This is a genomic window from Pseudomonas sp. G(2018) (genome assembly GCF_005502415.1).
In the GTDB taxonomy this organism is placed as follows: domain Bacteria; phylum Pseudomonadota; class Gammaproteobacteria; order Pseudomonadales; family Pseudomonadaceae; genus Aquipseudomonas.
Map to the genome: position 1 here is coordinate 101294 of NZ_SCOO01000016.1, position 18692 is coordinate 119985.

The 18692-nt window shown below is 60.5% G+C and carries 17 protein-coding genes; 6 read left to right on the forward strand and 11 right to left on the reverse strand.

All coding sequences use genetic code 11. From position 1 onward, the window contains the following. Nucleotides 1-94: 94 nt before the first annotated feature. The 9 genes from FFS64_RS17085 to FFS64_RS17125 all read right to left on the reverse strand — a co-directional run bounded on the left by FFS64_RS17085 (nt 95) and on the right by FFS64_RS17125 (nt 6486). Nucleotides 95-1312, reverse strand: coding sequence for an amino acid deaminase (locus FFS64_RS17085; RefSeq protein WP_137806351.1), 1218 nt, complete (start codon nt 1310-1312; stop codon nt 95-97). A gap of 39 nt (nt 1313-1351) precedes the next feature. Continuing rightward, nucleotides 1352-2116 (reverse strand): IclR family transcriptional regulator, encoded by a 765-nt coding sequence (locus FFS64_RS17090; protein WP_095194701.1) that lies wholly within the window; start codon nt 2114-2116, stop codon nt 1352-1354. Between the two features lie 145 nt (nt 2117-2261). After that, nucleotides 2262-2651 carry a RidA family protein gene (locus FFS64_RS17095; protein WP_137806352.1) on the reverse strand — a complete coding sequence of 130 codons (390 nt, stop codon included), beginning with the start codon at nt 2649-2651 and terminating at the stop codon, nt 2262-2264. Nucleotides 2652-2681: 30 nt separating this feature from the next. Further along, nucleotides 2682-3476 carry an amino acid ABC transporter ATP-binding protein gene (locus tag FFS64_RS17100; RefSeq protein ID WP_137806353.1) on the reverse strand — a complete coding sequence of 265 codons (795 nt, stop codon included), beginning with the start codon at nt 3474-3476 and terminating at the stop codon, nt 2682-2684. After that, nucleotides 3473-4135 (reverse strand): amino acid ABC transporter permease, encoded by a 663-nt coding sequence (locus FFS64_RS17105; protein ID WP_095194698.1) that lies wholly within the window; start codon nt 4133-4135, stop codon nt 3473-3475. The genes FFS64_RS17100 and FFS64_RS17105 overlap by 4 nt, the downstream gene beginning before the upstream one ends. Before the next feature lie 8 nt (nt 4136-4143). Beyond that, the gene (locus FFS64_RS17110; protein ID WP_137806354.1) at nt 4144-4806 is read right to left on the reverse strand and encodes an amino acid ABC transporter permease; all 663 of its coding nucleotides are present in this window, start codon (nt 4804-4806) and stop codon (nt 4144-4146) included. A gap of 49 nt (nt 4807-4855) precedes the next feature. Further along, nucleotides 4856-5701 (reverse strand): transporter substrate-binding domain-containing protein, encoded by an 846-nt coding sequence (locus FFS64_RS17115; protein ID WP_095194696.1) that lies wholly within the window; start codon nt 5699-5701, stop codon nt 4856-4858. A gap of 265 nt (nt 5702-5966) precedes the next feature. Further along, nucleotides 5967-6248, reverse strand: coding sequence for a type II toxin-antitoxin system RelE/ParE family toxin (locus tag FFS64_RS17120; RefSeq protein ID WP_137806355.1), 282 nt, complete (start codon nt 6246-6248; stop codon nt 5967-5969). Beyond that, on the reverse strand, nt 6238-6486 hold the full coding sequence (locus FFS64_RS17125; RefSeq protein WP_137806356.1) for a type II toxin-antitoxin system Phd/YefM family antitoxin: 249 nt from the start codon (nt 6484-6486) through the stop codon (nt 6238-6240). The genes FFS64_RS17120 and FFS64_RS17125 overlap by 11 nt, the downstream gene beginning before the upstream one ends. A gap of 316 nt (nt 6487-6802) precedes the next feature. On the opposite strand from FFS64_RS17125, the gene wecB reads away from it, so the two are divergent. Genes wecB through FFS64_RS17150 form a run of 5 tightly spaced genes read left to right on the forward strand, consistent with a single transcriptional unit; the run spans nt 6803 to nt 15221 of the window. After that, nucleotides 6803-7957 carry a non-hydrolyzing UDP-N-acetylglucosamine 2-epimerase gene (gene wecB / locus FFS64_RS17130; protein ID WP_137806357.1) on the forward strand — a complete coding sequence of 385 codons (1155 nt, stop codon included), beginning with the start codon at nt 6803-6805 and terminating at the stop codon, nt 7955-7957. Continuing rightward, a complete protein-coding gene (gene nrfB / locus FFS64_RS17135) occupies nt 7954-10128 on the forward strand; it encodes a cyclic di-3',5'-guanylate-activated glycosyltransferase NrfB (protein ID WP_137806358.1) in 2175 nt (724 codons plus the stop codon). The genes wecB and nrfB overlap by 4 nt, the downstream gene beginning before the upstream one ends. Next, entirely contained in the window at nt 10125-13277 is a 3153-nt protein-coding gene (locus tag FFS64_RS17140; RefSeq protein WP_137806359.1) for a phage receptor, read from the forward strand. The genes nrfB and FFS64_RS17140 overlap by 4 nt, the downstream gene beginning before the upstream one ends. Then, on the forward strand, nt 13277-14155 hold the full coding sequence (locus FFS64_RS17145) for a DUF4434 family protein (protein ID WP_137806360.1): 879 nt from the start codon (nt 13277-13279) through the stop codon (nt 14153-14155). Before FFS64_RS17140 ends, FFS64_RS17145 begins: the two co-directional genes overlap by 1 nt. Continuing rightward, nucleotides 14139-15221, forward strand: a complete 1083-nt coding sequence (locus FFS64_RS17150) for a diguanylate cyclase (RefSeq protein ID WP_137806368.1) — start codon at nt 14139-14141, stop codon at nt 15219-15221. The genes FFS64_RS17145 and FFS64_RS17150 overlap by 17 nt, the downstream gene beginning before the upstream one ends. A 113-nt stretch (nt 15222-15334) precedes the next feature. On the opposite strand, the gene FFS64_RS17155 is transcribed toward FFS64_RS17150, so the two are convergent. Both FFS64_RS17155 and FFS64_RS17160 read right to left on the reverse strand, forming a co-directional pair. Then, complete coding sequence (locus tag FFS64_RS17155; RefSeq protein ID WP_137806361.1) at nt 15335-16894, reverse strand: TerC family protein; 1560 nt, start codon at nt 16892-16894, stop codon at nt 15335-15337. A 328-nt stretch (nt 16895-17222) separates the two neighbouring features. After that, the gene (locus FFS64_RS17160; protein ID WP_137806362.1) at nt 17223-18089 is read right to left on the reverse strand and encodes a LysR family transcriptional regulator; all 867 of its coding nucleotides are present in this window, start codon (nt 18087-18089) and stop codon (nt 17223-17225) included. 103 nt (nt 18090-18192) lie between these two features. Here FFS64_RS17160 and FFS64_RS17165 point away from each other — a divergent pair. Continuing rightward, the coding region (locus FFS64_RS17165) for an MFS transporter (protein ID WP_137806363.1) at nt 18193-18692 on the forward strand (500 nt) is incomplete at its 3' end.

Sequence of the window (18692 nt, forward strand, 5' to 3'; positions counted from 1 at the left end):
CGGCCGTCTTCGCGAGCAGGCTCGCTCCCACAGGGTCAGCGCAAAACCTGTGGGAGCTGGCTTGCCAGCGATGGCCTCAACGCGCTCGCAAGTCTTAAAAACAGGTTTCCATGGTCTCGATGACGTTCAACTGCTCATCCACCAGACACCCCGTACGCCACTTGTCGAACGTCAGGCACGGGTGCGAGGTGCCGAACGAAATGATGTCGCCCACCCGCAACTCAACCCCCGGCGCCACGGTCATGAACGCATGCTGGTCCATCACCGCCGTCACTTTGCAGGCACCGACATCGTCGCCTTTAGCCGGCACCACGCCAGCCTTGTAACGCAGCAACGGCACCGGCAAACCGGCGTCGTAGGCCACGTCGCGCTTGCCCAAGGCGATCACGGCGAAGCCCGGTTCCGGCAGCGACTGCACGTGAGCCCAGACTTCCAGCGCCGGACGCAGACCTTCGTGCAGGTCGCTGCGGCGGTCCAGCACACAGCATTGCGCTTCTTTATAGATGCCATGGTCATGGGCCACATAACTGCCCGGACGCAGCACACTGAGGAAACGCCCGGCGGCGTTCTGGGCTTCGAACTCCTCGGCAATCAAGTCATACCAGGCGGAGCCGGACGCTGTGATGATCGGTTTGGCGATGGCGAATGCGCCGCTGTCTTGCAACTGCACGGCCAGGCGAACCAGGGAACCAGCGAACGCACGGATACCGCTCACGGCGTGATCACCGTGAATCACCCCTTCGTAACCTTCAATGCCCGTCAGGGCCAGCGCCGGTTGCGCGGCGATGGCCTTGGCCAGGTCGAGGACTTCCTGCTCGCTGCGGCAACCACAACGGCCGCCAACCACGCCGTACTCGATCATCACGTTCAAGCGCACACCACGGCTCGCGAAATACGCCCCGAGATCAGCGACGTTGTCCGGGTGATCGACCATGCAATAGAAGTCGAATGTCGGATCGGCCAGCAGATCGGCGATCAATGCCATGTTCGGCGTGCCCACCAGTTGGTTGGCCATCAGTACCCGACGAACACCATGGGCATAGGCCGCACGGGTTTGCGTGGCGCTGGCCAGGGTAATGCCCCAGGCGCCGGCGTCCAGTTGTCGGCGAAACAGCGCCGGGGTCATGCTGGTCTTGCCGTGGGGCGCCAGCTCCGCGCCGCTGTTGCTGACAAAGTCCTGCATCCAGCGAATGTTGTGTTCCAGCGCATCGCGATGCAGCACCAGGGCCGGCAGGCTGACGTCACGGACCAGGTTGGCACCGGTCTGGGCAAAGCCCTTTTCCACGGCGGCAGTATGGGGGGCAGAAGACATGGTCGAACTCCTCACATTCGCGGCTGCAGGCAGCCGCTGTTATTCGTTGATACGACGGGCCAGGCTGTTCGCGCTTTCGATCAGCACCCGGCGGTAGTCGTTGTAATGAGTCTTGGCATCGGCGCGCGGCGCGACGATGCACAAGGTGCAAATGGCCACGCCATTCGGGTCTTTGACCGGGGCGGCGAAGCAATGGGTAAAGGTGTCGGCCACGCTGTCGAAAGAGAAAAAGCCGTCGATGCCGGCCTGACGAATTTCCTTCAGAAACTGCGCAAGCTCCAGGCGATCGCCGTTGGGCAGGATGAAGTCATCGTGGTCGATCAGGTCGACGATTTCCTGGTCGCTCAGGTGCGCCAGCAACAGGCGCCCGGACGCGGTCCAGGGGATCGGCGCGTTTTCGCCGATGTCCGAGGAAATGCGGAAATGCCGCTCACCCTCCTTCATCAGCGCCACGGTGTACTTGCGTCCGTTGAGCAGGCACATCTGCGCGGTCTCGCGGGTCTGGCTGACGATGTCCTGCAAGGCATGATCGGCCTCGCGGGTCAGGTCGAAATGGCGCAAATGTGCCTGGCCGAGGAAGTACAGCTGACGGCCGAGGTACACGTGGCCGTCCTTGCCGACCGGCTCCAGGATCCGTCGTTCCAGCAGCGAGGCAACCAGTTCATAGACCGTGGATTTGGGGCTGCCGATGCCACTGGCGATTTCGTTTGGGCGCAGGGGCTGGCCGATCTCCTTGAGGAAATCGAGGATATCGAACGCCCGGTCCAGACCGCGTGCCCGGCGCTTGATGGTGTCTTCGGTCATATCAGTGGTTCCCCTTCAAATTCGCCGGGAGTTTACCGCGAGTGTTGCGACGACAGTCAGGCCGCCATCGCCAGCAGGCTGGCTCCCACCTTTGGAATGCGTTCCCCTGTGGGAGCCAGCCTGCTGGCGATGAAGCCACCTCGGTTCAGGCCTTTTTCTTGTACGCGATGCAATCGATCTCGACCTTGCAGTCGACCATCATGTTCGCCTGCACACAGGCCCGGGCCGGGGCGTGTTCGGGTTTGAAGTACTCGGAGAAGACCTTGTTGAAACTGGTGAAATCCCGCGGATCGTCCAGCCACACCCCGGCACGCACCACATCTTCCAGGCCATAACCGGCCTCTTCGAGAATCGCGATCAGGTTCTTCATGGTCTGGTGGGTCTGCTCGACGATGCCGCCAACGATGATCTCGCCATCCAACGCAGGCACCTGGCCGGAGACGTGCAGCCAGCCATCGGCTTCAACGGCGCGGGCGAAAGGACGAGGCGTACCGCCAGCGGCGCTGCTGCCGGTGCCGTAACGAGTGATGCTCATGGGTGTTTCTCCTGATTGAAAATTGAAAGTTCAAAAACGCGTGCTTTTGAGAAATTCCGCCAGTCGTGGCGATTGCGGGCGCTCGAACAGTTCCTTGGGCGGTCCCTGCTCTTCGATGCGCCCCTGATTCATGAAAACGATCTTGTCCGAAACCTCGAAGGCAAAACGCATTTCGTGGGTCACCAGCAGCATGGTCATGCCGTCATCCGCCAGGCCCTTGATCACATTGAGTACTTCGCTGACCAGCTCCGGGTCCAGGGCCGAGGTGACTTCGTCGAACAGCATCAGGCTCGGGTTCATCGCAATCGCCCGGGCGATCGCCACGCGCTGCTGCTGGCCACCGGACAACTGACCCGGATAGTGATCGCGGCGCTCCAGCAGGCCGACCCGCTCCAGCCATTTTTCTGCCAGGGCCACGGCTTCGTCCTTGTGCAGCTTTTTCACCTTGAGCAAGCCCAGGGTGACGTTCTGCAACGCGGTCAGGTGCGGGAACAGGTTGAACTGCTGGAACGCCATGCCGGTCATGGCGCGATGGCGGGCGATGACTTTTTCCGGGTGGCGGATACGTTTGCCATTGATCTCGTCATAGCCGATGGATTCGCCGTCGAGCAGGATCTGCCCACCCTGGAACTCTTCGAGCATATTCACGCAACGCAGCAGCGTGGTCTTGCCCGAACCGCTGGAACCGATCAGCGTCACCACGTTGCCGCGCTGCATGCTCAGGTCGACGCCCTTGAGTACTTCGAGCGGGCCGTATTGCTTGTGCAGGCCACGAATGTCCAGCAAAGGTTGGCCGTTTTGTGGGTTGATTGGAGTCTGAGTCATGGCAAGGCCACCCGCTTTTCAATGTGCCGGCCGAGTAATTCGATGCCGTAGTTGATGACGAAGAACAGAAAACCGGCGAACAGGTAGAACTCCAGGGTCATGAAGGTCCGGGCGATGATCTGTTGGGTGCTGAGCAGCAGCTCGGCCACGCCGATCACCGACAGCAGCGTCGAGGCCTTGACGATCTCGGTGGACGAATTGACCCAGGTCGGCAGGATCTGCCGCAGCGCCTGGGGCAGCAGCACGTAGCCGAGGGCCTGATAAAACGTCAGGCCGATGGCCTTGCTCGCTTCCATCTGCCCGCGCGGCAGTGCCTGCAACGCACCGCGCACGATCTCGGCGACGTGGGAGCCGCAGAACAGCGTCAGCCCCAAGGCACCCGCCTGGAAGGCGCTGATCTGCCAGCCCAGCGCCGGCGCCATATAGAAGCAGGCCAGCACCAGCACAAACACCGGCGTGCCGCGAATCACATCGACGTAAAAACGAAACGGTGCGCGCATCCAGAACTTGCCGTAGGTCAGCACCAATCCGGCGAAAACACCGAGTACCGTGCCGAGCAAAATCGCCAGCGCCGACACCTGCACACTGGTCAAGAAGCCTTGCCACAAGGGCTCCCGTGCAACCCACAACTCATGCAACCAACTGGGGGATTCGTACATGGGGCCTCCTATCGGCGGATCGCCAGACGCTGTTCGAGGTATCGCAGCATCATGGCAATGAGGTAACAGGCCGCCACATACAGCGCCGTGGTCACCAGCCAGGTTTCAATCACCCGGTAGCTCTCGACATTGATCTTGCGCGCGTAATAGGTCAGCTCCGGCACGGCAATCGCCGCCGCCAGCGAAGTGTCCTTGAACAGCGAAATGAAGTTGTTCGACAAGGCCGGCAGCACGTTGCGCAACATCACCGGCACGGTGACGTAAGCCTTGACCTGCCACTCGCCGAGGCCAATCGCCAGGCCGGCTTCGCGCTGGCCCTTGGGAATGCTCAGCAGGCCGCCGCGAAACACTTCGGTCAGATACGCCCCGGCATACAGCGACAGGGTGATGACGAACGAAGGAATCTTGTCCAGGCGAATGCCCAGGCTCGGCAAGGCGAAATAGATCAACAGAATCAACACCAGAATCGGCGTGTTACGGATCACCGTGACATACACCGAAGCCAGCACCCGCAACGCGCGGTGCTTCGACAGCAAAGCAAACGCCATCAGCAGGCCGATCACGCAGCCGATGGCGATCGACACCAGCGCCAGTTCGAGGCCCAGACCGAGCCCCGCCAGCAAGGTGTCGAAATCGCGCCACACGGCGGCAAAGTTCAACTGATAGTTCATGGTCGGCAGTACCTTGAGCGGGGCGATTCACCGCCCCGCTCTCACGGGATCATTGGAATTCGACGGGGAAACCAATCTTCGGCGACGGCAGATCGACACCGAACCATTGCTTGAAGGACGCCGCGTAAGTCGGGAACTCAACGCCGGTCATGGCTTCATGCAGGGTGGTGTTGACGAAATTCAGCCAGTCCTGATCGCCGCGCTTGACCGCACAGGCGTAGGTTTGCGGGCTCCAGGCATAGGCCGGGCTGCGATAGCGGCCAGCGTTCTGCACCATCAGGTATTTCACCGACGACTGATCGGTGGCCGCCGCGTCGGCGCGTCCCGAGTTCACCGCCTGATACATCAGGTCCACGCTGTCGTACTGATCGACCTTGGCCTTGGGCAACGCCTGATGCACCAGTTCTTCGGCATACACGTTTTGCAGCACAGCCACGGTGACGCTGTCACCAGCGGCCTGCATGTCGTCGATTTCCTTGTACTTGCTGTTGGCCGGCAGCAGCAGGCCCACACCTTCACGGTAGTACGGCAGGGTGAACGCCACTTGCTGGGCACGGCTGGCGGTCACGGTGATGAACTGGCAGCTCATGTCGACCTTGTCGGTCAGCAGGTTGGGAATCCGCGCATCGGATGACTGCACCACAAATTCGACCTTGCTCGGATCGTTGAACAGCCCCTTGGCAACCATCCGTGCGATATCGATATCGAAGCCCTGCAACTTGCCGTCCGCGCCCTGGAAGTGCCACGGCGCATTGGTGCTGCCGGTGCCCACAATCAGTTTGCCGCGGGCCAGAACGCTATCGAGCTTACTGTCCGCCGCCTGGGCCACGCCCATGGCAGCAGCAGAGGCTGCGAACAGAAAAACACACGCTTTGAACAAGGAAGGTCGACGCATGGCAAGCACTCCTGGATGTTGTTTATTCCGCTATACCGGAACCGAGTATGTAACAACGGAATAGACAGCAGAAAGTGTGCCACAGGTTGTGGGCGGAGTCTTGGGGAGATTGAAATGTGTTTTGAATCAGATGGATGCGTGAAAACGCAAAGCGGTGTTACGAAAGGTGCAGCTTCGGATGCGCTACCTTCGGCTACGGATAGCGGGTATCAGGTTCACAATTGGTGCATGCGTGCTACATAACGAACATTTGATCAGTGTGGGTTCAGCGGCTTTGCGCATCTTTGTAAACATCTCCGCGCTCTCTTTTTCCAACCGCCACTACCGTTACCACCACAACCTCATCTTTGACTCGATAAACCAGTCGATACCCGGCACTCCGGAGCTTGATCTTGTAAGCATTTCCCAGTCCGCTGAGGCGATCTGCCGGAACGTGCGGATTAACAAGTCGCTCCCGTAGCTTCTTTTTGAATTGCTCTCTCAGGTTCTCCCCAAGCTTTTTCCATTCCTTCCAGGCTTTTTCAGAAAACTCCAGTTCATAGGTCATCAACTGAAACCTTTATGGTCGGGTCGTTTTCTCGCTCCTTGCATAAAGCGATCAGTTCCAGATCCTCCAGCCGATTCATCATGGCCTCATACTCTTTGGCGGGGACGCAATAAAAGGCAGGTTCGTTACGATTCAGGATCGCAACAGATGAACCGCCGCCCGCGGCCACCGTACCCATCGGGTTTCTTTTCAGTTCCGAGATGCTCGCCACGACCTGCGAAAGCACTATATGTGTCATGAAACAGTTCCTTGGGATGCTTTTAGAGACACTCAAAATAGCACTCCAAAACGCATCGGAGTGCGATCTGTATGGATGAATTTCCCTGATTTCGACACGGTTTAGGTTCCCCTTTGCGATTGCTCACGACGACTGCACAAAAATTATCACGTCATGGCTTTCCGTATTTCCGGGTTTCCTGTGAGGCCGGCCTTATAAAACGGTAAGAAATATCCGAGTTGGACAACCCCCCATCCGGCTGCTTTATTCAATACCCAAGTGATAAGCACTCTTAACAGCGGCGACGCTTCTGGCGTGAGTTGTCCCGGGAGGGTTCATGTCCTTCAAAGTCATGATGGTGTTCGGCACACGACCCGAAGCCATCAAGATGGCCCCCCTTGCACGGGTCCTGCGCAACTGGCCCGGTATCGAACTGAACATCTGCTCGACCGGCCAGCACCGGGAAATGCTCACGCAGGTACTCGACTCCTTTGAGCTGTCGGTCGATGAAGATCTGCAGGTAATGACTCAGGGGCAAACGCTCAATGGACTCTCCGAACAGCTGCTGGAGCATCTGGACAAGGCTTACGAACGGGTGCATCCGGACATCGTGCTGGTTCACGGCGACACCACCACCAGCTTCATCGCCGCCCTCGCCGCTTTCAATCGCCAATTGCCCATCGGCCATGTCGAGGCCGGTTTGCGCACCGGCAACTTGCGTGCGCCCTGGCCGGAAGAGGCCAATCGACGCCTGACCGGCGTCCTCGCCGACCTGCATTTCACGCCGACCACCAAGGGCGAAGCGAACCTGCTGGGCGAAGGCGTGCCCAAGGCCCACATCGAAGTGTCCGGCAACACGGTGATCGATGCGCTGCTGTGGATGCGCACCCATCAGCAGGACATCCATTGGCACCCGGCCGCTGACTCGCCGTTGGCGGTACTCGATGACAAGCGGCGCATGGTGCTGATCACCGGGCACCGTCGGGAAAACTTCGGTGGCGGCTTTCGCAACATCTGCCTGGCGCTGGCCCATCTCGCCGAGCGCTACCCGGACGTGCAATTCGTCTACCCGGTGCACCTCAATCCGCAGGTGCAAAAAGCTGTCTATAGCCTGCTTTCGGACAAGCCCAACATTTACCTGGTCGCGCCGCAGGATTACCAGCATTTTGTCTGGCTGATGGACCGTGCGCATTTCATCCTCACCGACTCCGGCGGCATCCAGGAGGAAGCCCCGGCCATCGGCAAACCGCTGCTGGTACTGCGCGATGTCACCGAACGCCCTTCGGTACTCGAAGGCGGCACCGTGTTGTTGGTCGGTACCGATACGGATCGCATCGTCAAGGAAGCCAGCTTGCTGCTCGATGACGACGCCACCTTCCAGCGCATGAGCCGAATTTACAGCCCTTACGGCGACGGCCACGCCAGCGAGCGGATCGCCAACCGGCTCTGCGCCTGGCTGAAACAACACTCGCCGTCGGGTAAAGCGGTATGAGTTTTGGCCTGGTCGACTTCTTTGCCTATGTGCTGTTCGGCCTCAAATACCTCGCGATCATCCTGGCGCTGTTGATGTTCGTGCTAGGGCTCGATGACCTGTTCATCGACGTGGTGTACTGGACCCGCAAGCTGATCCGCCGCTGGCGCATCTATGAAAAATTCAAGCGCGCCGACGAGCAGCGGCTCTACACCAAAAGCGAAAAGCCACTGGCGATCATGGTGCCGGCCTGGAACGAAGTCGGCGTGGTCGGTGAAATGGCACGCCTGGCTGCCACGACGCTCGATTACGAGAACTATCAGATTTTCGTCGGCACCTACCCCAACGATGCCGAAACCCAGGCCGATGTCGATGCGGTCTGCCAGCACTATCCGAATGTGCACAAAGTGGTCTGCGCGCGCCCCGGTCCCACCAGCAAGGCCGACTGCCTGAACAACATCATCGACGCCATCCTGCGTTTCGAAAACGAGGCGAAGATCCAGTTCGCCGGCTTCATTCTGCACGATGCCGAAGACGTGATTTCACCCATGGAGTTGCGCCTGTTCAACTACCTGCTGCCGAACAAGGACCTGATCCAGATCCCGGTCTACCCCTACGCGCCGGAATGGAAAGGCTTCACCGCCGGGCATTACGTCGACGAGTTCGCCGAGAACCACGGCAAGGACGTTATCGTGCGCGAAGCCTTGACGGGCCAGGTGCCCAGCGCCGGTGTCGGGACCTGTTTCAGCCGCAAGGCCATCAGCGCGCTGCTGGAAGATGGCGATGGCATTGCCTTCGATGTGCAGAGCCTGACCGAGGACTACGACATCGGCTTTCGCCTCAAGCAAAAAGGCATGATCTGCATCTTCGCCCGCTACTCGGTAAGCAACCCGAAACTGGCGCTCGAACAACCCTGGGTGTTCGGCATGGATCGCGCGTTTTCCCAGGTGATCTGCGTGCGCGAGCATTTCCCCCGGGACTGGCAGCATGCGATCCGGCAAAAATCGCGCTGGATCGTCGGCATCGTATTCCAGGGCACCAAAAACCTCGGTTGGAGCCCCATAGGATTACTCAACTATTTTCTGTGGCGCGACCGGCGCGGCATGATCGCCTACCTGCTGAGTTTCCTGGTCAACCTGTTGTTCCTCTTGTTGCTGGCCATGTGGCTGGTAACGGTCATCGCACCGAACGCCTGGCGTTATCCGTCGATTCTCGCCGACAGCCCGCTGCTCACGACACTGCTCTGGCTCAATGGTCTGATGCTGCTCAACCGGCTGTTCCAGCGCGGCTGGTTCGTCACCCGTTATTACGGGTTGGGTGAAGGCCTGCTGTCGGCACCGCGGATGATGTGGAGCAACTTCATCAACTTCTTCGCCAATGTGCGGGCGCTACGCCAGGTCATGGAAATGGGCGATTCCCGTCGCGTGGCCTGGGATAAAACCACCCATGAATTCCCGGCCCTGACCAAGGCCCAGCGCACGCCGCTGGGTCATCGTCTGGTGGAAAAAGGCCTGCTGAGCGAAGAACAACTGGAAGCGGCGATCACCAACCCGGTACGCCGGCGCCTGGGTCACGAACTGTTGTTGCGCGGGCACATCGACACCACGCAACTGGTGCAAACCCTGGCCGAGCAACTGGACATGGAATGGGCGCCGCTCAACCCGTTCAAGCTCGACAAACGCCTGATCGACCTTGTGCCGCGCAAGGTCGCTTCCCACTACGGCGTACTGCCCGTGGCCGAGGAAGGCGACACGCTGTTGCTGGCCTCCGAAGGGCCGGTCAGCCAGGTGTCGCTGGGCGCCATCGGCCGCCAGTTGAAGCGCCCGGTGTGCTGTCGTCTGGCACCCCAGGGCCGGGTCACGCTGGGGATACGCCACTGGTACGCCAGCCCCCGGCAAAATGTCGACGTCCATCACATGCTCGAGGTGCTTGAGCGTCATCAGGATGATGAAGCCTTGCTTGAACGCGTCAGTCATCATCAGGTGTTGCTGGGCAATCTGCTGCAAGTGCGAGGCATGGTCCCGCCGAGCCTGTTCAGTCAGGCCCTGATCGACTTCGATGCCGAGCACATGTCGCTGGGCCAGCACCTGATCTCCCGCGGCATGATCACCCAGGAAGTACTCGAACAGGCGTTGGTTGAACAAGCCAGCGAGCAGCAGGCCGCCTACCGCATCGCCCGGGAGGTTGAATGAAACCTCATGCCGTGTTCGTCGGTTGCCTGCTGCTGAGCCTGAACGCCGCCTGGGTTCAAGCCGAACCGCTGACTGACTTCGAACAATTTCGCAGTTTCCCCTACATGGACCGCAGCTACCGCGAAGCGAAAAAAGGCAACTGGGCCGAAGTCGAACGACTGATGCGCCACCTGCTGGACATAGTGCCGAACAACGATGAAGCGCGGGCGCTACTGGTCGAAGCGCTGGCCAAACAACGGCGCTACAAGGACGCACTGCAAGCACTGCCGGATAACCCGCAAAACAGCGATGCCTTGCTCAACCTGCGCCTGACGTGGATCGAACAGGATCCGCCCGGCAGTGGTCAGGTCGAACAATGGATGGCCGCCAGCAACCTCAACCAACGCATCCGCCTGTGGCAGGCCTACAGCCTGAGCCTGGCCAAATTTGGCGGCGCGGGCCGGGCTCACGATTGGCTGGCGCAATTGGAGTCCAAAGGTGACGACCGGATTCTGCACCTGGCGCTCTCCAATTGGTCCGAGCAACTGCGCGACTGGAACGGCACCATCGAACAACTCGCGCCGTTGGCCGCCAACAATCAACTGGGTGCCGAAGACTGGCAACGGCTGGCCAATGCGTATGTGCAACGGCTCGACGAACAACCGCTGGAACAACTGCTGCAACAGGCACCCTCCCCGGAGGCGGCACGCAAGACTCGCCTGGCGATGGTCGATCGCGCGATAGCCGTGGGGCACACCGAACAGGCCCAGCGCTGGCTGCAATCGCTGCCGCCGGACGATCTTGCCGACCCCGCGCAACGCCAACGTCTGTGGGAGTTGGCGCGGCACACCGGCGACAGCACAACGGTGCAGCGCTTGAGTGGTGAATTGCAGCGGCCGTGCCTGGAGACCACCGAATGGCTGTCCCGTCGCGATCCGGATGCGGCGCTCACGCAATTGCGTGGCTGCCCACCCGACGCTGATCCCGAGACCTGGCTGATCCTTGCCCAACGCCTGCACGCCACCGAACTCCTGCAAAGCACGCGCCTGCCGCAGCCCTGGGATAGCCGGCGCCAGCAGCGCCTGCTGGAGATCTGGCAGCAAGAAGGTCAAAGCGACAAAGTCATGGCCTGGCTCGCCAGCCAGCCGCAGACCGCCGAGGTGGTCAAGCGCCGGGCCGAACTGGTTCAGGCGCTGGGGCGCACTACCGAAGCGGCGACACTCTGGGAGCGGCACTACCAGCAAACCGGCAACCTTCGCTCGCTCGATCAGGCCACATACCTGGCGCTGAATGCCGGACAGCGCGAACACGCGCAGCAACTGCTGGAAAACGCTTACGACCGTCATGGCGGCAAGCTCCCCGACGCCCTGTTGCAACGGCTGGCGACCCTATATGCCTCGTCGTCGCCGACGCCTGCACAGCAATGGCGCATCGTGTCGCTGCTCAATCGTGTCGACCCCGCCACCCGCGGCCAATTGTTGGCGCAACTGGCCGAGAGCGGCCAATGCGCCGCCGTGCAGCAAGCGATCGGTGCGCAACCCCGGACCGCCGGCGACTACCACGCACTGGGACGCTGCGCCATGCCGGATCGCCCTGGCATGGCGGTTGTCTATTACCAACAGGCGGAAAAATCCGGCGATCGAAGTAGCCGCGTGCCCTTGGCCTATGCCCTCGAAGCGGCCGGCGATTCGGCCGCAGCCTTGGCAATCTGGCGCAGCCTGCCCGATGCTGAACTCAGCGACAACGCCCGCCTCACGGCCAGTCGCAGCGCCCTGAATGCCGGGGACCTGTCAGCCGCCGAACGCTACTGGCAGCAAAGCCGCAGCCGTGGCCCCAACGAATGGGCGCTGGCTGCCGCGATTGCCGATGCGCAGGGCGATCATGGCTTGGCCCTGCAACGACAACGCTCCGCCCTGCAACGGTCAGCGGATGCCGGGCACTTCTACGCCGCGTCGGTCACCGCACAGAAGGCCGGCGAACCTGCGCAAAGCACCGCTTGGCTGGCCGAGGCAGTACGACTCGAACCGGATAACCCGCGTTACCGCGCCGATTACGGCATGCGCCTGGCCGGTGCTGACACCCGGGAAGAACGCGCCAAGGCCATTCCTTATCTGCAAAGCGCCACCCGAAGTTTCCCCGAGGATTATCGCCTCGGCGAAACCCTGGCCTTGCGCTATGACGAAGTTGCGGACAGCGCAGCAGCGCGCAAGGAACTGCGCCGGGTGATCGATCTGGAACAAAACCCGGTAGCGGCCGACGACGAGGACGGCAGCATGGAGGCCCGGCGTTATCGCCAGCGCCGCGCCCACGAAACCCTGTCACGCCGCGATTCGCGCACCGTGGCCAGCACCTGGTCGCCGGCCGGGGTCTCGACCAACGACTTCCTGCGACCCGACGAAACCACCGGCTCTCGACGCCGCTCCACCTCGCAAAACGTACAACTGGCCATGTGGGATCACGCTCTGGGCGAAGAACCGAGCCGCGCCGGCAGCACACTGTCGGTCTATGGCCGCGTATTGCTCGGTGGCCAGAGTCGATCCAGCTATGCCGAATCCATCGCCACCGGCGTGGGGCTGCGCTACAAACCCTGGGGCACGGCGAACATCAACTTCTACGGCGAGATCTACAAGCAAAGCCAGTTCGATGACCAGGACAATCACGGCCTGAGCCTGGGCCAGATGCTGGTTCCGGAAAAGCTGTCGGACCAGGTCGAGGATCACCGCAAGGACGGGCACACCACCACCGACTACCTGTTGCGCAGCACCGCTTCGTTCCTGGATCAGGGCAGGTTTCGCAACGACTGGCGCGTCGACGAAAGCGACTGGGAGGAACGCTTTCTTTATCTGGATGCGGCGTGGTGGACCAAGGCCGGCGACCATCAATGGTTGTCGCGCTTCCAGCAAGGACGCGCGTGGAAGCTGCCGTTCAACGGCGCGCAAACCCTCATGCCCTACGGCTTTCTCGAATTTGCCAGCCAGGACCCGAGCAATGACTGGCGCCAGGACGTGCGCACCGGCATCGGCCTGCGCTGGCAGTGGTGGTTCGACGATGACATCTACAACGCCTACCGCGCGCACCTGACCGTTCGCACCGAATACCAGCAATCGTTGGGCGGTAATTTGTATGAGGGCGGCAATGGCGTATTGCTGGGCGTGGAGTTGAATTTCTGATGAAGCGACTTCTATTGCTTGTGTGCCTGTTGCTCGGCAGCGCGATGATCCGCGCTGAAGAGCGGATTTTCTATCAACCGCTGAACGTCGATGCCAGCCTCAGCCAGGCGCAATGGCAGCGGATCTGGCAGGACACGGCCAAACAGGGTGTTCACACGGTGATCGTGCAGTGGACGGCCTACGGTGATTCTGATTTCGGCGGTGCCGATGGCTGGCTGGCCGACAGCCTGAAGCTGGCCCAGGCGCAAGGTTTGAAACTGGTGCTGGGGTTGTACATGGACCCGGCCTATTACCAACGCATCGATGAGCTGGACAGTGCCGGGCTGGCGAGTTACTGGCAGGCGCAATTGGGGCTGTCGTTGGCCCAGCGTCAGAAGTTGCGCAAGGACTGGAAGCTCATGGTCAGTGGCTGGTACCTGCCGATGGAACTGGACGACTTGCATTTCCTCACCGCTGATCGCCGGCAGACCCTGCAACGTCAACTCAAGGACTTCGCCGGCCAGCTCGATGCGCCGCTGCATGTCAGTGCCTTCAGCGTCGGCAGGCTTGCGCCGCCCGTCAACGGGCGGTGGCTGGCGGCGTTGGCCGACCAAGGCATACAAGTCTGGTGGCAGGACGGTGCCGGTACCGAACGTTTACCGCCATTGGTGCGCCAGGGTTACGCCCAGGCGCTGCCCTGCTCCGTCGGCATCGTTCAGGAAGCGTTTCGTCAGGTCGGCACCACAGGCACGACCTTTCGCGCTGAACCGGCCAACCTGCAAACGGCACCGACGGGCTGCCATCCCGGTGCAGTGTTTTCCCTGCGTTACCGGCCATGGGGCAAGGTGATTCTCGATAATCAACACAAGAACAGGGTCGATGATGTACAAAACCATTGAAGATGAAGTGCTGAAAAAGGCGCCACCTGCCGAACTGAAAGCCGAGTTCATCCAGCATGAATTCGAACGCCTGCACAAATTCTGCGTGCTGATCTACGTTGCCAGCATCGCTGTCTGGATCCTCTATGACCTGATCCTCAGCTTCATTGGCGACCAGGCGTTCACCTGGCGTTCGATGGTCTTTATCACGGTCTTCACGATCCTGCTCATCGTCTTGTTGTTCACCCGTCAGGCCCGGCATTTCCATTGGCTGAACGTGCTGTTCGTCTTGACCATGACCCTCGGCACACGCTTGCTGATCGACGGTTTGACGATCGAGCATCAAGCCGCCTGGCTGCTGCTGGCAGCGTCGACCACACTCTTCAGCGCTTCGATACTCCCCCTGAGCAGCGGGTCGTTCTTTGCCGCGCAGATCATTACCTGGGTATTACTCAACCCTTTTTACGACACCGAAATTGATGTACTCGAACTCAGGGGACTGATGGCCGTCAGTTACACGGTATTCGTGTGCGCCTTGACCCTTTACAGCTTCCTGACATTAAGCAAAGCCAAACTCTACAACTTCATCATGTCCAGGCTGCTGCTGGACCAGGCCTACATCGACACGCTCACCGAAATCCCCAACCGGCGCTCGTTCATGACCCGCGCCGATAAACAACTGCACAACGCTCCGCGCGAGCACGACCATTACCTGGCGATGATCGATATCGACAATTTCAAGAAGGTCAACGACGTCTACGGTCACGACATCGGCGATGAAGTACTCAAGCGCATCGCAGCGGACATCAAGACAGTGATGAGCCACTTCGAATACGCGCGACTGGGTGGTGAAGAGTTTGCGATTTACCTGGCCGGGGTGCGTCGCGAAGATGTCGAGGCATTGGCCGGCGAACTGTGCCGGGTGGTGCGCGAGCAAGTGACCCGACATCCAGTGACCATCAGTATCGGCCTGGCCAAGGTATTAGAGGGCGACACCTTGAATCAGGCGCTGATCAAGGCGGATGCGGCGCTGTATGAGTCAAAGCATTCGGGGAAGGATCGGTATACCTTTCATCAGCAGGCTTGAGTGATCTGTCGCCTGACAAACCGCTTTCGCGAGCAAGCCCGCTCCCACAGGTCCTGCGCAGATCCTGTGGGAGCGGGCTTGCTCGAGAAGGGGCCATCGGCCTCAGCGCAAAATTACCCGCCGATACGCGCCAAAAAGACTCGAGTAACCCGTCGCTCTTGCACCGACATCACCGTCACCCGCCACCCTTCCCACTCATGGCTGTCGCCCTTCATCGGCAAGCGATCCAGCAAACTTACCACCAGCCCGGCCAGGGTTTGATAGTCGTCGGTCGGCTCTGCCGCAAAGCCGGTGCGCTGACGCACCCGCGCCAGGTTCAAGGCGCCGCTGACCACGAAGCCGCCCTTCTCTTCGATCACGTCCGGCCCTTCTATTTCGCTGGCGTCCGGCAGCTCGCCGGCAATCGACTCGAGAATGTCGGTCATGGTCAGCACGCCGACAAAATCGCCGAATTCATTGACCACGAACGCGATGTGGGTCGAAGCCTTGCGCATCTGCTCCAGGGCATTGAGGATCGAATAGCTGTCCAGCAGATTGATGGTCTGGCGTGCCAGGTGTGCAAGGTCGGGTTGATTGCCGGCCAGGAACTCCTTGAGCAACTCCTTCTTGTGCACGAAGCCCAACGGCTCATCCACCGCACCGTCGCGAATCAACGGCAGACGCGAGTACGACGAATGCATCAACCGCGTGCGAATCGCCTCGGCATCATCGGCCAGATCAATGTGATCGACGTCGGCACGCACGGTCATCAGGGTGCGGATCGGCCGCTCGGCCAGTTGCAGAACACCGCTGATCATCACCCGCTCACGACGATCGAACAGTTCCTCGCTCTGTGCCTCGCCGTCGTCCAGCATGTCGGCAATCTCTTCGCCCACCTCTTCCACTGCGAGCTTGCGTCCGCCGAGCAAACGCATCACCGCATGGGCAGTGCGTTCGCGCATCGGTCGCAGGCCCTGCATCGAGCGCTTGCGCCGTGCCCGGGCGATCTGATTGAACACCTCGATCAGGATCGAGAAACCGATGGCCGCATACAGATAGCCCTTCGGAATGTGGAAGCCCAGACCTTCAGCGGTCAGCGCAAAGCCGATCATCATCAGGAAGCCCAGACACAGCATGATCACCGTCGGGTGCGCGTTGACGAAACGGGTCAGCGGTTTGCTGGCGACGATCATCAGGCCGATGGAAATGATCACCGCAATCATCATCACCGCCAACTCATCGACCATGCCCACCGCAGTAATCACCGCATCGAGGGAGAACACCGCATCCAGCACCACGATCTGCGCCACGATCGGCCAGAACAGCGCGTAGGTCGTGTTGGACGAACGCTGACCGACATGGCCTTCAAGGCGTTCATGCAGCTCCATGGTGGCCTTGAACAACAGGAATACACCGCCGAACAGCATGATCAGGTCACGCCCGGAGAAGCTCTTGTCGAACACCTCGAACAGTGGCTGGGTCAGGGTCACCAGCCAGGAAATACTGGCCAGCAGGCCCAGGCGCATCAACAACGCCAGGGACAAACCGATCAACCGCGCACGGTCGCGCTGCTCCGGCGGCAACTTGTCCGCGAGGATGGCGATAAACACCAGGTTGTCGATGCCAAGCACCAGCTCCAGCACAATCAGCGTCAACAAGCCCAGCCATGCGGTGGGGTCGGCTAACCATTCCATAAAAATGTCTCGATCTCTTCAGTGAATTCAGAATACCGGGCACGGCAAGGCGCGGCGCAGAGGCCGTGGAGCTGCAATGTCGGGGGTAATCGGAGGCCTGAAGACCGGGTATTTCACGTGCGTCGAGACCGCGCGTTGGCGCGAGGGGGAAGGATTACTGGGGGGCTCCGTGAGGGTGTTCATGCAAGTCCTGAAAGGAAAAAGGACTTGAATCGTACAAGTGATAGTGACAATTCCTACAGCCGGAAATCATTTCAAGATCTGTAGCAACTTTAGAATTTAGTTATTTTGGAGGCCGCCTTCGACTTGCTCGCGAAGCTTTTGGCTTCTAGCCTTTTTTCACACGCTCGATGTACCTGTTCACCGCCGCAGACTTCTCAAACCGCCGATGAATCAACGCCAGCCACGACGTCGCATTGCAATCCTTGATCTGCCGATACACCACATTCGGCAAACTGACATGGCCGACTACCGACTCCGGCACCACCGCCACACCCTGCCCTAGCGACACCAACGCAATCACCGCCACCAACCCACCCGGCTGCGCCCCGAGCTTCGGTACGAAACCGCCTTGACTCGCAACCTGCAACGTACCGACGACTTGCTCCGGAAGAATGAAGTTTTCGTTGTGCAGATGCGCTGAGTTGATGACCTGCAACCGGTTCAGCCATGAGTCCACCGGCAACGCCAACACAAAGCCCTCGTCGCTCAGACGAACACCTTCGACACCCTCGGGCAAGGCCATCGGGCAGCGGATATATCCCAGATCGAAGCGCCCCTCAAGGATCATGTTCGGCAGGCTGGCCATGGGGCTTTCCCGAACGTTGAGGCTGACATCCGGGTATTGGTCGGCAAAAGCCTGAACCTGCTTTTGCAGCGCCCCGGAATACACCGCCGAGGCCACGTAACCCAGTTCGATGTGGCCGATGTCGCCACGACCGGCGCGTTGGGCATTGCGCTGGGCCGACTCGAACTGGCGCACCGTGGCCTCGGCCTCGATCACCAGCGCCGCGCCGGCTTCGGTCAGGCTGACGTCCCGCGCCTGGCGCAGAAACAGGCGCGCGCCCAGTTCCGCTTCCATGTCCTGGATCTGCCGGGTCAAGGTCGGCGGCGCAATGCCCAATTGCTCGGCGGCACGGGTGAAGTTGCGCTGCCGGGCGACGGCGAGGAAGTAGCGGAAGTGGCGGATGTCCATCGGTGCGTTAGCTCAAAGGTAATGAAGTGATGATGCGCGCCTAACAAATAGACTGCCAGCCAGCGATAAGCTGCACATCACTTCACAGTAGAGAACGCCCGTCATGTCCGTCAAACCCAAGGTGAGCCCGCGCCTGACCTTGCTCACCGCCTCAGCCGTGTGTTCGCTGATCGTGCTGGACACTAATATCGTCGCCGTTACCTTGCCCAGCATCGCTCGGGATCTGGGGGCGAATTTCGCTGATATCGAATGGGTGGTCAGTGCCTACATGCTGGCCTTCGCCGCCTTGCTGTTGCCCGCCGGCAGCCTGGCCGACCGCTTTGGCCGGCAGAAAACCCTGATGTGGGGGCTGGGTATCTTCATCCTGGCCTCGCTGGGTTGCGGTGCGGCGCCGAACGCACTGTTTCTGGATATCGCACGAGCGATCAAGGGCGTCGGTGCCGCGCTGCTGCTGACCTCAGCGCTGGCCTCCATCGGCCACACCTTCCACGATGAAGTGGAACGGGCCAAGGCCTGGGCGTTCTGGGGCGGTTGTATGGGCGTGGCCATGACGGCGGCGCCGACCCTGGGCGGATTAATCACTGAATTCGTCGGCTGGCGCTG